This window comes from Microbacterium memoriense, from assembly GCF_025398275.1.
In the GTDB taxonomy this organism is placed as follows: Bacteria; Actinomycetota; Actinomycetes; order Actinomycetales; family Microbacteriaceae; genus Microbacterium; species Microbacterium memoriense.
In genome coordinates this window covers 243,172-256,277 of record NZ_JAODOR010000004.1, presented here as the reverse complement: position 1 = coordinate 256,277, position 13,106 = coordinate 243,172, and the positions used below count along the sequence as shown (strand labels likewise).

Here is a 13,106-nt window from a genome sequence, read left to right as displayed (position 1 = left end):
CGCTGTGCGCGGGATACGGCATCCGTCGTTCTGCGAGGAAACAGCCTTACGCGTCGTGGTCCGTCTCGAGGAACGCGACGAGGGTATCGAGCGCCGCGTCGGCACCCTCGCCCTCGGCCTTGAGCGTGACGACCGTGCCTTGCGTCGCGCCCAGACCCATCAGGGTCAGGATGCTGCCGGCGTTCTGATCGGGTCCGCCTTCGACGGCGATCGTGACGGGCACACCGGTCTGCTGAACGGCCTGCACGAAAAGCTTCGCGGGGCGGGCGTGCAGCCCCGAGCTACTGGCGACTGTGGCCTGGCGTTCTGCCATGGGATCCTCCTAGATCGTGTCTTTCGAGACTATGCCGTGACGGCGACCGACGGTACCGTTTCGGCGCCGGAAGTACCGTCGTCGGCGGCACCACCTCGACGGGCGAACCGCTTCAAGGCGACCACGGTGAAGGCCGAGACGACCGCGCCCGCTGCAATCGCGATCAACCACAACCAGAAGCCGTCGATAGCGAAGAACACGAACACACCGCCGTGGGGCGCCTTGCTGGTGACCGCGAACGCCATCGAGAGCGCACCGGTGACGGCGCCGCCGAGCATCATCGCCGGGATGACGCGGAGGACGTCGGCGGCGGCGAACGGAATCGCCCCCTCGGTGATGAAGGCCGCGCCGAGCAACCACGCGGCCTTGCCGTTTTCCCGCTCGGGTTCGGTGAACAATCCTCGCCCGAGAATCGTGGATGCCAGGGCCATCGCGAGCGGCGGGACCATTCCGGCGGCCATGACCGCCGCCATGATCTGCAGGTATCGCTCATCTCCGGCGATGCCGGCGGCGAGGTTCGCGGTGGCGAAGCCGTACGCAACCTTGTTGACCGGGCCGCCGAGGTCGAAGCACATCATGAGCCCGAGCACGACACCGAGGATGATGACGCCGACACCGGTCAAGCTGGAGAGCCAGTCGTTCAGCACGGTCATCAGCCACGCGATCGGACCACCGAGCACCAACAGCAGGAGCCCGGAGGCGAAGATCGATGCGAGCAGCGGGATGATCACGACCGGCATGAGACCGCGCAGCCAGCGCGGGACGTCGAGCGAGTTGAGCCACCGCGCCGCGATACCGGCCAACAGACCACCGACGATGCCGCCGAGGAACCCGGCGTTCATGAAGCCGGCCACGGCACCCGCCACGAAGCCGGGTGCGATACCCGGGCGGTCGGCGAGACCGTAGGCGATGTATCCCGCGAGCGCGGGCACGAGGAAGCTGAACGAGAGCGAACCGATCTTGAACAGCACCGCGCCGAGGTAGACGATGAGCGACGTATCGCCGGGATTCCAGATCGTGGATGAGCCCAGGATGTCGTCGACGGTGAAGGCGATCTCGTAGCCGCCGAGCAGGAAGCCGAGAGCAATCAGCAGACCACCACCGGCGACGAACGGGATCATGTAGCTCACACCCGTGAGCAACGACCGCTTGATGCTGCCACCGAGTGATGCCCCGGTCGCCCCGGCCGTGTCGGAAGGGCCGGCGGCGGAGCCGCTGACGCGGGTCGCGTTCGGGTTCTTCGCGGCGGCGATGGCTTCCGCGACCAGTTGGGCCGGCTGCTCGATGCCGCGCTTGACGCCGGCGCGGACGACCGGCTTGCCGGCGAAGCGCTGGGGTTCGCGGACATCGACATCGACGGCGAAAATCACGGCATCCGCGTCGTCGATGATCTTCTGGTCGATGGCTTTGTATCCGCTCGAGCCTTGCGGCTCGACGACGAGGTCGATCCCGTCCTTCCCGCCCTGCGCGGTCAGCGCGTCGGCGGCCATGAAGGTGTGCGCGATACCGGTCGCGCACGCCGTGACGGCGACGATGCGCGCCGGTCGGCCGTCGATGAACACAGCGGAGTCCGCGGGAGCCGGGGCGGTCGCACCCACGGGCGCGGCTGTCGCGGGAGTCTCACTGACCGCGGCGATCACGAGGTCCACGACCTCCTGCGGCGTCGCCGCAGAGCGCAGCCCCGCCGTGAAGTCGTCCCGCATGAAGCTGCGGGCGAGCCGCGAGAGCACCGCCAGGTGCTCTTCGGCGGCGGTATCGGGCGCCGCGATGAGGAACACCAGGTCGGCGGGGCCGTCGTCGGCGCCGAAGTCGACACCCGGGCTCAGGCGCGCGAAGGCGAGCGTCGCCGCGAGCACCGCAGGGCTCTTGGCGTGCGGAATCGCGATCCCGCCCGGAAGTCCGGTCTCATCCTTCTGCTCGCGCGCCCAGGCGTCGGCGGCGAGGGCGGCGGCGTCGCTGGCCCGTCCGGCCGACGCCACGCGAGCGGCGAGGGCCTCGATGACGGCGCGTTTGTCCGCACCGAGAGATTCGTCGAGGCTGACGAGCCCCGAGGTGATGATGTCAGACACGGTGACCTCCAGTGGTCGTGTTCTTGTGGGATGGGGGGTGTTCAGGGAGCGAGAGAGCGAACCGGGACGTCCCCGGGGAGCAGATCAGCCGGTGTCGGGGCCTGCGTGCCGGGGAGGGCCGCGGCTGCGGATCCGTAGCGGATGCCGGTGCGCACGCACTCCTCGGCCTCGGCCCCCGCGACGCGCGCGAGGAGAAAGCCGGCGAGCGAGCTGTCGCCGGCCCCCACCGTGCTGCGCACGCGGGTCGGCGGCGGTGTGCCGTGCCACGCACCGTCGGCGGTCACGAGCACGGCGCCCTGCGCGCCGAGAGTGACGAAAGCGGCTCCCACCTGGGTCGGCACGAGAGTGCGCGCGACGTCGTGGACGGCCTCGGCGAGGTCGCGAGCGCCGTCGAGAGCGATGCCGGCCAGTTCGGCAAGCTCCTCATCATTCGGCTTGATGAGATCGGGATGGGCACGGGCCACCACAGCGTGAAGCGCCGGACCGGACGCGTCGACCGCGATCAGCGGCGCACGATCGTGAGCGGCTCGGACTGCGTCGATCACGCGGACGTAGAAGTCATCCGGCAGGCCAGGCGGCAGTGAGCCTGCCAGCACCAGCCACGACGCCGATGCGGTCGCTGAGACGACGGCAGCGATGAGCGCGTCCGCATCGGCGTGGGTGCGGGCGACACCCGGAAGGTTGATCTTGGTCGTCGTCCCTTCGCTGTCGGCGATCGTAAGATTCGCGCGGGCAGCGCCGTGGACGGCCACCGCGAGCGACGGCACATGCGCCGCGCGCAACGCCGCGGCGAACGGGTCTTCATCGTCGAGCGGCAGGACGGCGAGCGTCTCGCGGCCGGCTGCGTCGATCACGCGTGCGACGTTGATGCCTTTCCCCCCGGCATCTTCCCGAGTACTGCGCGCGGTCTGCACTTCTCCCGGACGCAAGGGGCCCGAAAGTGTCACCGCCCGATCAAGCGACGGATTCGCGGTCAGAGTGACGATCATGGCTGCCACACCTCCATGTCGGCCGCGTCGACCGCGTCAGCGAGCGTGCGGGACAGTACGCCGTCGGTCACCAGGACGTCAACATCGTCGAGGCGCGCGAAGGAGACGAGGAGCTCCGCCTCGAGCTTGTCGGCGTCTGCCAGTACGACGCAGCGTCGGGATGCGGCAACAATCGCGCGCTTGACGGCGGCTTCGTCGGGATCGGGGGTGGACAGACCGAACGTCGCCGAAAGTCCATTCGTGCCGATGAAGGCGATGTCCGGACGCAGACGGGATATCGCATCGACAGTCTGTGACCCGACGGCCGCCGCGGTCAGCCCGCGGACCCGCCCACCGATCGCGGTCAGGCTCAGCCCGGCGGACCCGGCCAGGACATGCGCGATCGCCATCGAATGCGTCACCACCTCGAGTGGACTGTGGCCTGCGCCTCGCTCGATCATCAGCTGCGCCAGCGCCGCCGTCGTTGTCCCCGCGTCGAGATAGATCGACCCGTCGAATCCCGCGGGAACGGCATCCAGAGCGCGGCGGGCGATCGACAACTTCGCCTCGCGACGACGTTCGGTGCGTTCGGCTACCGACGACTCCGCCGTGCTGACGCGCGACCGTACCACCGCCCCACCGTGCACTCGCCGAACGACTCCCGCCGCTTCGAGCTGGCCGAGGTCGCGCCGAACGGTTTCGGTCGTGACGCCGAAACGCCGTGCGAGATCGACCACGGCCACACGGCCATCGATGCTCACGAGTTCCTCGATCACCTGCTGACGCTCCGTTGCGTACATCACCCCTCCTTGGAATATCCACACAATACAACACAAAACAACATTTAGACAAGGCTTCGTGAACACGATCACGCGAGACGGACCCTCACCTCCCGCGGAAGCCGGCTTGTAGGCAACCTCCAAGACACTCAGCCCCACAAGCCGTGAGACTTGGTCTCACTCGGCAGAGCCGTGACACGCATGAGAGTTTCCTCATTCACCACTGTTACGTTCAGTTCGCCTCACCCCGGTCCCCCGGGAGAGCCCCTACCCACGCCTGCAACGATGCAGGCGCGAGACAACGGAGTCCTCAATGACGAGAACCGACACCCACACCCATGGCATGGGTATGCGCGTCACCGTCATCGTGCTCAGCATCCTGCTGGCCGCGATGACGATCATGTACTTCCTGACGGCGGCCAAGCTGTCCGACGGCGCTGCACAGCTCGACACCGGCGCAGCTCAGGCGGCCGACGGTTCCGGAGACCTGTCTTCCGGGGCACGGTCGCTCGCGGACGGAGCCGATGACCTGTCGGCCGGGGCCGCGAAGCTCGACGCCGGCGCCGCCGCTGCCACATCCGGTGCCACCGAGCTTTCCGCAGGCGCCACGACGGCCGCCGCCGGAGCCGACGCACTGTCGACCGGGGCCGGCACGCTCGCCGCGGGCGCGGTGACCCTCGCGGAGGGAACCGTGACGGCACGCGAGGGCGCAACTCGCCTGAATGTGGGCGCGGCCACCGCCGCGAGCGGCGCGGGACTCCTCGCCGATGGCGCCGGGCGTCTCTCCTCCGGGATCAACGACGCGAAAGCCGGAATCGACAAGTTGGATGCCGGCGCGCAGCGTCTCGACGGCGGCGTCACGGCGGCGAACACCGGCGCCGGAGCGCTCTCCGCCGGTCTCGGGCAACTGGCCACGGGCGCCAGCGCACTCTCCGGTGGCATCGGCACCGCGTCCTCGGGCGCGTCGCAGATCTCGGCCGGTCTCGGCTCCGCGGCATCCGGCGGCGCTCAGCTCTCCGCCGGGCTGTCCGGACTGAACGCGGGCGCCGCATCTGCGTCGACCGGCGCGACAAACCTCGCAGCCGGAACCGCGCCGCTGGCCGCAGGCACCGCGTCCCTGGCGACCGGCGCGAAGGGCGTCGCAGACGGCACGGCCCAGGTTGCCGGTGGCGTCGCCGCTCTGCAACAGGGTCTGATCGACTACGCGAACGCACTCGAAGGCGCGGGCGCTGACGCCGGCATCGTGGCCCAGGTGCGTGGACTCGCCACCTCGGCCGGTCAGGTGCGCGCGGGCGCCGACGGCGTCAGCGCGGGCGCACAATCGCTGAAGGCCGGCGCAGAGGCAACGCGCGATGGCGCGGCTGCCGTCGACGCGGGTGCCCTCGCGCTCAAGAACGGAGTCGCCACACTGGCCGGTGGAGCGGCGCAGCTCGACGCGGCCGCCGCCACACTGTCCGGCGGTCTGACCACGCTGTCCACGAAGTCGGGCGAGCTGGCGAGCGGACTCGGCACATTGACGACCAAGTCCGGCGAACTCGCCGGTGGCATGGGGACCGCATCGACCAAGTCCGGCGAGCTCGTCGCCGGACTCGGACAGCTCGACGGCGGCGCCGACGAGCTCGCCGCGGGCCTCGCGACGCTGAAGGCGCGGTCGGGGGAACTCACGACCGGCGGCGCCACGCTGGCCGGCAAGGCGGGTGAGCTGTCGACCGGGCTGCAGACCTTGACCGCGGGAACGCAGACTCTGAATGACGGATCGCTGCGCCTTATGACCGGCGCGCAGAACCTGTCGACCGGAGCGGGTTCGCTCGCCGAGGGCGCTTCATCGCTCGCCGAAGGGACGGGGAAGATCTCCACCGGCGCCTCAAGCCTCGCGGACGGCCTCGGTGAGCTCTCCGCGGGAGCGACGTCTCTCGCCGAGGGATCGACGCAGCTTGCCGACGGGTCGGACGAGCTTTCCGCCGGCGCCGTCGCGTTGGCGGACGGCAACGCTCAGATCGCCGATGGCACCGGCCAGCTGGCTTCGGGGACATCGAGCCTCACGCCGACGCTGTTGCCGTGGCTGTTCGGCGCGGCGATTCTCGGTCTCATCGGCATTGCCGCATGGGTGGCGCACCGCTTGGCGCACCGGACCCGAGAGCGCGAACTCGCGATGGCGTGATCGACAGACGCAGAACAGAGCGGGTCCCGACCGATCGGTCGGGACCCGCTCTGTTCGTTTCAGAGAAGGCTTATGCCTCGCTCATGACGTTGACCTCGACCTGACCCCGGGCGGCGAGGGCCGCGGCGCGAGCCGCGATACGGCGCGCCTGCTCGGCCTGTCCGGCATCCAGCGTCTCCTGGTCGACGGGGTAGCTATCGACCTTGTTGACGCCGTTGTACTTCGCGATGTACGCGTCGAGCTCGGGACCGCTGGTCCACGAGGTGATGAGGCAGTAACGCGGTTCGTCACCGTAGTGCGCCGCCGCGTGCCAGAGGCGTTGCGTGTCGACGATCAGCTGAGCACCGGCGGGGAGAGCGATACGCGTCTCTTCACTCGGGTCCGTGCGGTTCTCGCGGAGCACGAAGTAGCTCGTCTTGTCATCCGTGAGGTTGAAGAATCCGCGGACGACCCAGCCGGTGCCATCCGGGTTCAGCCGGTTGTTGTCGTCCTGATGCAGGTTGTACAGGCAGTCCGCATATGTATTCGGCTGCAGTTCGATGATGCGGCAGCGTCCGACGTTCGCGCCGGGCTCCTTCGCACGTGCGGTGAGCGTGGGGGCCTTCTCGGTCTGCGAGTCGATCCACACACCGTCCTTGTCGGTGCGCGGCGGCTTGTGGTTCCAGAAGCCGTTGCATTCGATCTCGCCCTTGGCCGATGCGAGCGGCGCGAACCGCGTGTCGCCGGAGCTCTTCCAGTCGTTGTACTCGACATCGAGCCATTCTTTCGGGTCGATCTCTTTGTTGTAGCGGTCGAGGACGACGTAACCCGTCTCTTCCAGTGCCGCAGACTTGATGTATCCCATGATGAGAGTCATGCCCTTTCGTAGAGGACCAGCGCGTTTTTACAGGTCCAACTAAGGTCAGCCTACCGAGGCCGATTGTGAACGCGATTAGACTCGTCCGAAGCCTGTGAGATGCGATTCGGAGAACATGAGCACCGTCACGAATGTCGCCGCTTCGCACGTCGATGCGACCGCGGTCAACACGATCGGATGGCTCTCGGCATCCGACACCACGATCGTGGTCCCGGTCTATCAGCGCCAATATCGGTGGGACATCGGCGCGTGCGAGCAGCTCCTGGGCGACGTGCGGGCCGTCGTCGACTCCACCGACACGCACACCCACTTCATCGGCTCGATACTCTCCACGGCGTCCACCCGCGACGCAGATGATGCACAGCTCGTGCTCATCGACGGACAGCAGCGCATCACGACCCTCATGCTGCTGATCGCCGCCTTGCACCACACGCTGCGGGACGACGATCCGGAACTCGCCCGTGAACTCGCGCGGGTGCTCGTGCGGGCCGATGACCCCGACCGTACGAAACTGCGTCCCCACCGCGCGTGGGCCGAAGTGTTCGAAAGCGTCGTCCTCGGCCGCCGCTCCCCCGGTGATGCCCGTCGCGAGTCACGCTTCGACGACAACTACGCGTTCTTCCGGAGCCAGATCCGACCGGGGGAAGCCGTCGACATCTGGCGAGGGCTCCAGCGCCTCGAGCACGTCGCGATCACCCTCGGCGCGCACGCCAACGCGCAGCAGATCTTCGAGAGCCTCAACTCCACCGGTGAACCGCTCCGGGATCACGAACTGATCCACAATTACGTGCTGATGGGTCTCTCGCACGCCGAACAGAGTGAGATCGAGAACGAGTACTGGCTGCCGATCGAACGGGGCACCGGGGACCAGATCGGCGCATTCTGGCGGCATTACCTGATCATGCTGACGGGCCGCGAAGTCACCGCCGCGGGCGAACGGGGTGTGTACGACGCATTCCGCCACGAATTCCCGCGGCTCGACGTCGAGACGCTCCGGCAGCGCGCAGCCCAGTGGCGCGAGTATGCGGGGATCTACCGGATGCTGCGAGAGCCGGCCGAGGCCCCGGATGCCGTGCTCGCCCGCCAGTTCGCCTTCCTCGGCACGTTCGGGCCCGAGACGGCCCCCCTCGCGATGCGGCTGTGCCACGATCACCTCCACGGTCTTCTCGGCCGTGCCGAGCTGATCGACGCATTCGAACGCCTGCAGTCGCTCTTGTTGCGGCGGACCGTCGTCGGCATCCCGACCGATCGCCTCATCGCTCGGCTGTGCCGTGCCGCCGAGCTCGGTCCCGAAGAACTCACCCGCGCGATCGCCCGCATCACGCCGTCGGATGAGCGCACGCGCGTGGGTCTGAAGTATTCCGAACTCCCCCACGCGCGCTATGTGATCGGGCGCCTCGCGGACGCCGATCCCCTCGCGCCGTTCGATCTCGAACACATCGTCCCCCTCTCCCCGGGCGATGACTGGACGGGCGACGGCGAACGCCGCTGGGCGGATTACACCGACGACGAACAGAACAGTCATCGCGCGCTCGCGCACACGCTCGGAAACCTCACCCTGCTCGAGCCGGAACTCGCCGATCGTGCGTTCGACGCATCGTTCCCCGCGAAGCGCAATGTGTACGCCGCCAGCGCGCTCGAGGTGACGCGCGAGGTGGCGGAGAACTCGGTGTGGGGAACGGCATCCATCGCGAACCGCACGGCCCTGCTCACCGAACGCTTCATGACCGTGTGGCGGCGACCGGCGGTCGTCAGTATCGACGACGACAACCTCACCCCCATTTTGGATGCCCGCAAGCGCCGCGGCTGGCCCCACGGCTGGCAGCGGGAGTTCGACTATGTGGAGTACCGCGGCGAGCACTGGGAGGTCCCCGACGTCCGGTACTTGTTCAACCGGATCTTCCAGCGCCTCTGGGCGGATTCACGCCAGAGTGTCATCGATTTCAGTGACCGCCGCGGCGGACCTGTCTACCCGGCGATGGCCTGGAACGGGCAGTGGGACGACCTCTCCGACGGCCAGTTCCTGTACATGGGATGGGATTCGAAGTACATGCTCACCGCCGTCCAGGGTGTCCTCGAAGAGGCCGGCTGGGCGAGCGAGGTTTTCCTCAAGTACTCGTATATCGGCGACGCGATGAAGTGATTCGGAGCATGCAAAAACCCCCGCCTGAGCGGGGGTTTTTTACTTGCTGGGGTACCTGGACTCGAACCAAGAACAAAGGTACCAGAAACCTCCGTGTTGCCAATTACACCATACCCCAAGGGGTCCGGCCGAAGCCGTACCGAAGATCAAGCTTAGCCCACGGACGGGTCTCAGCCAAACCCGCGGCGCGTCAGCCGACCCGATCGACCAACGCCGCCAGGCGCCGGATGGATTCGTCCTTGCCGAGAAGCTCCATCGACTCGAACAGCGGCGGCGAAATGCGTCGGCCGCTGACCGCCACCCGCAGTGGGCCGTACGCGACACGCGGCTTGAGCGCGAGGCCGTCGATCAGTGCCGCTGCGAGAGCGTCCTGCACCGCTGCGGCCGTGAAACCCTGCGCCGGAACGAGTTCGAGCGCGCCGACCGAGGCGACCAGGACCTCACCGGCGTTGGCGGGGAGCCCCTTCAGCGCGTCGTCGTCGTAGACGACCTCCTCGCGGAACAGGAAGCCGAGCAAGCCCGGCGCTTCACCCAGGAGCTGCATGCGCTCCTGCACGAGCGGCGCCGCCGCATCGAGGATCTGCTGCTGCGTCGCCGTCGGCGGCTCAGATACGAGACCTTCCGCCGCGAGGTACGGCACCAGACGGCTCGCGAAGTCCGCGGGCTCCAGCATCCGAATGTGGTCTCCGTTGATGGACTCCGCCTTCTTCTGATCGAAGCGGGCGGGGTTCGGGTTGACATCGGCGATGTCGAACGCGGCCGTGAACTCGTCGAGCGAGAAGATGTCGCGGTCGGCGGCGATCGACCACCCGAGAAGTGCCAGGTAGTTCAGAAGCCCCTCGTGGATGAAGCCCTTGTCCCGCTGCAGGAAGAGGTCGGCCTGCGGGTCACGCTTGGAGAGCTTCTTGTTGCCGGTCTCCCCCAGCACAAGCGGCATGTGACCGAAGCGGGGGACGAAATCCGTCACACCGGCGTCGTTGAGCGCGGCGTACAACGCCAGCTGCCGAGCCGTCGAGGGCATGAGGTCCTCACCGCGGATGACGTGGGTGATACCCATGAGGGCGTCATCGACCGGGTTCGTGAACGTGTACAGCGACTGACCACCGGCGCGCACGACGACGAAGTCGGGGAACGAGCCCGCCGGGAACGTCACCTCTCCGCGGATCAGGTCGACGTAGGTCAGATCGTGCTCCGGCACGCGCAGACGCCACGCGGGTTCGCGGCCCTCGGCGCGGAAGGCCGCCTTCTGATCGTCGGTCAGGCCGCGGTCGTGGTTGTCGTAGCCGAGCTGCTTGGCCCGGCCCGCGGCAGCATTGCGCGCATCGATCTCTTCTGCGGTGGAATAGGACTCGTACACCGCGCCGGATGCGATGAGTTTCTGCAACACGTCGGCGTAGATCTCACCGCGCTGCGACTGACGGTACGGGCCGTGCGGACCGCCCTTTTCGACGCCCTCGTCCCAGTCGATCTTGAGCCACGTGAGCGCGTCGACGAGCTGGTGATAGCTTTCCTCACTATCGCGCGCCGCATCGGTGTCCTCGACGCGGAAGATGAGCTTGCCGCCGGTGTGCCGGGCGTAGGCCCAGTTGTAGAGCGCCGTGCGGATCATGCCGACGTGCGGCAGACCGGTCGGAGACGGGCAGAACCGCACACGGACATCGGTTCCGCTGGCGGTGGTGGTTCGAGGATCGATCGAAGAAGGCATCCCGATCAGTCTAGTTCGCGGGCACGCGCTCACCCACGGACTGCCCCGGCCCCGTCACGGCGTCGACGACGTCTCGCATTGCCGCCAGCACGGCCGCGACAGCCGGAACTCGTTCGGCGCCGTGCGCTGTGATGACATGCAGCGTGCGGGTGTGCGCATCGGACAGCGGTCGCGTGACGATGCCGGGCAGGACCGGGAAGGATGCCACGGCCAACCTCGGCAGCGTCGCGACTCCGGTGCCGTGTGCGACGAGGCTCTCCACCGCAGCGATGTTGTCGGTCTCGAATCCGATGCGCGGCGTGAACCCTGCTCGCTCGCAGACCTCGAGGAGATGCCCACGACAGCGGGGGCATCCGGCGATCCAGTTCTCTTCGGCGAACGACGAGAGGCTCGGCCGCTCCTCACCCGCGCGCGCATGATCGGCCGGCAGGATGAGCAGGAGGTCATCGCTTCCCACTTCGGCCACCGAGAGACCGTGTGCGCTGGCGCCGTGCGGGTCGTCGCGGTCACCGGGATAGCTGAAGGTGAGCGCGATGTCACTGCGATCCTCTCGCACGGCCTCCACTGCTTCGGGCGGTTCGGCCTCGACGTAGGTGAGCGTGATCCCCGGCGCGGTGACGCCCAGCCGCGCGATCAGTCGTGGAATCACTGTCGGCGAGGCAGAGGGGAAGCCGACGATCCGGACGGTCGCAGATCGGAGACCCCGCAGTTCGGCGAGCTCCCCGGCCGCCGCGTCGAGGGCTGTCGTGACCGCCGGGGCGTGCTTCGCGAGGATCCGTCCCGCTTCGGTCAGCCGCAATGTGCGTCCGACGCGCTCGACGACCGGCACTCCGAGTCGCTGTTCGAGCCGCCTCATCTGCTGACTCAGTGCGGGCTGGCTGTAGCCGAGCGTCTCCGCCGCGCCGGTGAGCGAGCCGGTGTCGGCGATGGCACGGACGACCCGCAGGATCTGAACATCGAACTCGGACACGACTCCACATAACCAGATGTCATGTCTTTCATGCAATACCTGCCGTAGACCTATGCATCAGGGGTCCGGACACTGGAAGACATGATCCTCGACGCCGGCGACCCGCTCGCCCACCTCCGAGCGCAGTTCCGCTCCCCCGGCGGATACCTCGCGGCGTGCACTGCTGGATTGCCGATGATCGGCACCCGTGTCGCGATGGCCGCGGAATACTCTCGCCGCCCCGACGTCGACGAATACTGTCGCGCCGTCGAGGCGACGCGCGCACATTTCGCGTCTCTCGTGGGAGTAGCGGCCGACCGCGTCGCCATCGGGTCGCAGACCTCCGTCCAGGTGTCGGTCATCGCGGCATCGCTGCCCGACGGTGCCGAGGTGCTCGTGCCCGAACACGAATTCTCGTCGCTGGTTCTTCCCTTCGTGCACGCGGGACGCGACATCCGCGTACGCGCCGTGCCGCTCGCCGACCTCGCTGTCGAGATGACGGCCGAGACGAGGCTCGTCGCGTTCTCGCTCGTGCAGTCCGCCTCCGGTGCGGTCGCCGACGCCGACGCGATCTGCGCGGCGGCAGCCCGCGTGGGTGCGCGAACACTGTGCGACGCGACGCAGGCCGTCGGCTGGATGCAGGTGAACGCGGAGCGTTTCGACGCTCTGGTCTGCCACGCCTACAAATGGCTGTGCGCCCCGCGCGGCGTGGCATTGCTCACGCTGTCCGAGGACTTCGCACGGACGCTCCGCCCGGTGCACGCCGGCTGGTATGCGGGCGATGATCCGTGGGCATCCTGCTACGGCGGCGCTGCGGCGCTGGCCGGCTGCGCCCGGCGTTTCGACGTCTCTCCGGCCTGGCAGGCATTCGTCGGCGCCGAGCCCGCGCTCCGCGCCTTCGCCGAGGCAGACATGCACGCCATCCACACGCACGTGACCGGGCTGGCAGCGACATTCCGCGCTCGCCTCGCACTACCCGAGCGCACCAGCGCCATCGTGACCTGGCCGGATGCCACCGGCGCAGATCTCGCACGCCTGACGGCGGCCGGGATCACCGCCTCGGGCCGCAACGGTAGCGCCCGCGTGGCGTTCCATGTGTTCAACGACGCCGCCGATGTCGAGCGGGCCGCGGTCGCGCTCGACTGCTGAACAGCTCACCCGGC

10 protein-coding genes and 1 tRNA gene are annotated in these 13,106 nt (G+C 68.2%); 3 read left to right on the top strand and 8 right to left on the bottom strand.

Features of this window, described 5'->3' with window-relative positions; translation table 11 throughout:
* Window positions 1-46 precede the first annotated feature (46 nt).
* From N4R40_RS03945 to N4R40_RS03930, 4 genes are read right to left on the bottom strand one after another with little or no spacing between them, the layout of a single operon-like run.
* Window positions 47-313: an HPr family phosphocarrier protein gene (locus tag N4R40_RS03945; protein WP_261606055.1), complete on the bottom strand. Its 267-nt coding sequence runs from the start codon at window positions 311-313 to the stop codon at window positions 47-49.
* Window positions 314-342: 29 nt separating this feature from the next.
* Entirely contained in the window at window positions 343-2,382 is a 2,040-nt protein-coding gene (locus N4R40_RS03940) for a PTS fructose transporter subunit IIABC (protein WP_261606054.1), read from the bottom strand.
* A gap of 41 nt (window positions 2,383-2,423) precedes the next feature.
* Window positions 2,424-3,371 (bottom strand): 1-phosphofructokinase, encoded by a 948-nt coding sequence (gene pfkB / locus N4R40_RS03935; protein ID WP_261606053.1) that lies wholly within the window; start codon window positions 3,369-3,371, stop codon window positions 2,424-2,426.
* Window positions 3,368-4,150 (bottom strand): DeoR/GlpR family DNA-binding transcription regulator, encoded by a 783-nt coding sequence (locus tag N4R40_RS03930; protein ID WP_261606052.1) that lies wholly within the window; start codon window positions 4,148-4,150, stop codon window positions 3,368-3,370. Before N4R40_RS03930 ends, pfkB begins: the two co-directional genes overlap by 4 nt.
* Window positions 4,151-4,442: 292 nt before the next feature.
* Here N4R40_RS03930 and N4R40_RS03925 point away from each other — a divergent pair, with 292 nt between their 5' ends.
* Window positions 4,443-6,290, top strand: coding sequence for a YhgE/Pip domain-containing protein (locus tag N4R40_RS03925; RefSeq protein WP_261606051.1), 1,848 nt, complete (start codon window positions 4,443-4,445; stop codon window positions 6,288-6,290).
* A gap of 70 nt (window positions 6,291-6,360) precedes the next feature.
* Here N4R40_RS03925 and N4R40_RS03920 read toward each other — a convergent pair whose 3' ends face one another.
* On the bottom strand, window positions 6,361-7,134 hold the full coding sequence (locus tag N4R40_RS03920; RefSeq protein WP_315902486.1) for a hypothetical protein: 774 nt from the start codon (window positions 7,132-7,134) through the stop codon (window positions 6,361-6,363).
* Between the two features lie 127 nt (window positions 7,135-7,261).
* Between N4R40_RS03920 and N4R40_RS03915 the strand changes: the two genes are divergently transcribed.
* The gene (locus N4R40_RS03915) at window positions 7,262-9,289 is read left to right on the top strand and encodes a DUF262 domain-containing protein (RefSeq protein ID WP_261606049.1); all 2,028 of its coding nucleotides are present in this window, start codon (window positions 7,262-7,264) and stop codon (window positions 9,287-9,289) included.
* 46 nt (window positions 9,290-9,335) lie between these two features.
* Here N4R40_RS03915 and N4R40_RS03910 read toward each other — a convergent pair.
* From N4R40_RS03910 to N4R40_RS03900, 3 genes are all read right to left on the bottom strand, one after another.
* Window positions 9,336-9,407, bottom strand: a tRNA-Gln gene (locus tag N4R40_RS03910).
* Window positions 9,408-9,479: 72 nt separating this feature from the next.
* On the bottom strand, window positions 9,480-10,994 hold the full coding sequence (gene gltX / locus N4R40_RS03905; protein WP_261606048.1) for a glutamate--tRNA ligase: 1,515 nt from the start codon (window positions 10,992-10,994) through the stop codon (window positions 9,480-9,482).
* A 10-nt stretch (window positions 10,995-11,004) separates the two neighbouring features.
* Window positions 11,005-11,964 carry a LysR family transcriptional regulator gene (locus N4R40_RS03900; protein WP_261606047.1) on the bottom strand — a complete coding sequence of 320 codons (960 nt, stop codon included), beginning with the start codon at window positions 11,962-11,964 and terminating at the stop codon, window positions 11,005-11,007.
* An 81-nt stretch (window positions 11,965-12,045) separates the two neighbouring features.
* Here N4R40_RS03900 and N4R40_RS03895 point away from each other — a divergent pair, with 81 nt between their 5' ends.
* A complete protein-coding gene (locus N4R40_RS03895; RefSeq protein ID WP_261606046.1) occupies window positions 12,046-13,092 on the top strand; it encodes an aminotransferase class V-fold PLP-dependent enzyme in 1,047 nt (348 codons plus the stop codon).
* Window positions 13,093-13,106: the final 14 nt, after the last annotated feature.

Excerpts from the sequence above, each read along its gene's own strand:
- N4R40_RS03925 (WP_261606051.1), top strand. The coding sequence starts at position 4,443 with ATGACGAGAACCGACACCCACACCCATGGCATGGGTATGCGCGTCACC.
- pfkB (WP_261606053.1), bottom strand. The coding sequence starts at position 3,371 with ATGATCGTCACTCTGACCGCGAATCCGTCGCTTGATCGGGCGGTGACA.
- N4R40_RS03915 (WP_261606049.1), top strand. The coding sequence starts at position 7,262 with ATGAGCACCGTCACGAATGTCGCCGCTTCGCACGTCGATGCGACCGCG.
- N4R40_RS03930 (WP_261606052.1), bottom strand. The coding sequence starts at position 4,150 with ATGTACGCAACGGAGCGTCAGCAGGTGATCGAGGAACTCGTGAGCATC.
- N4R40_RS03895 (WP_261606046.1), top strand. The coding sequence starts at position 12,046 with ATGATCCTCGACGCCGGCGACCCGCTCGCCCACCTCCGAGCGCAGTTC.
- gltX (WP_261606048.1), bottom strand. The coding sequence starts at position 10,994 with ATGCCTTCTTCGATCGATCCTCGAACCACCACCGCCAGCGGAACCGAT.
- N4R40_RS03945 (WP_261606055.1), bottom strand. The coding sequence starts at position 313 with ATGGCAGAACGCCAGGCCACAGTCGCCAGTAGCTCGGGGCTGCACGCC.
- N4R40_RS03920 (WP_315902486.1), bottom strand. The coding sequence starts at position 7,134 with ATGGGATACATCAAGTCTGCGGCACTGGAAGAGACGGGTTACGTCGTC.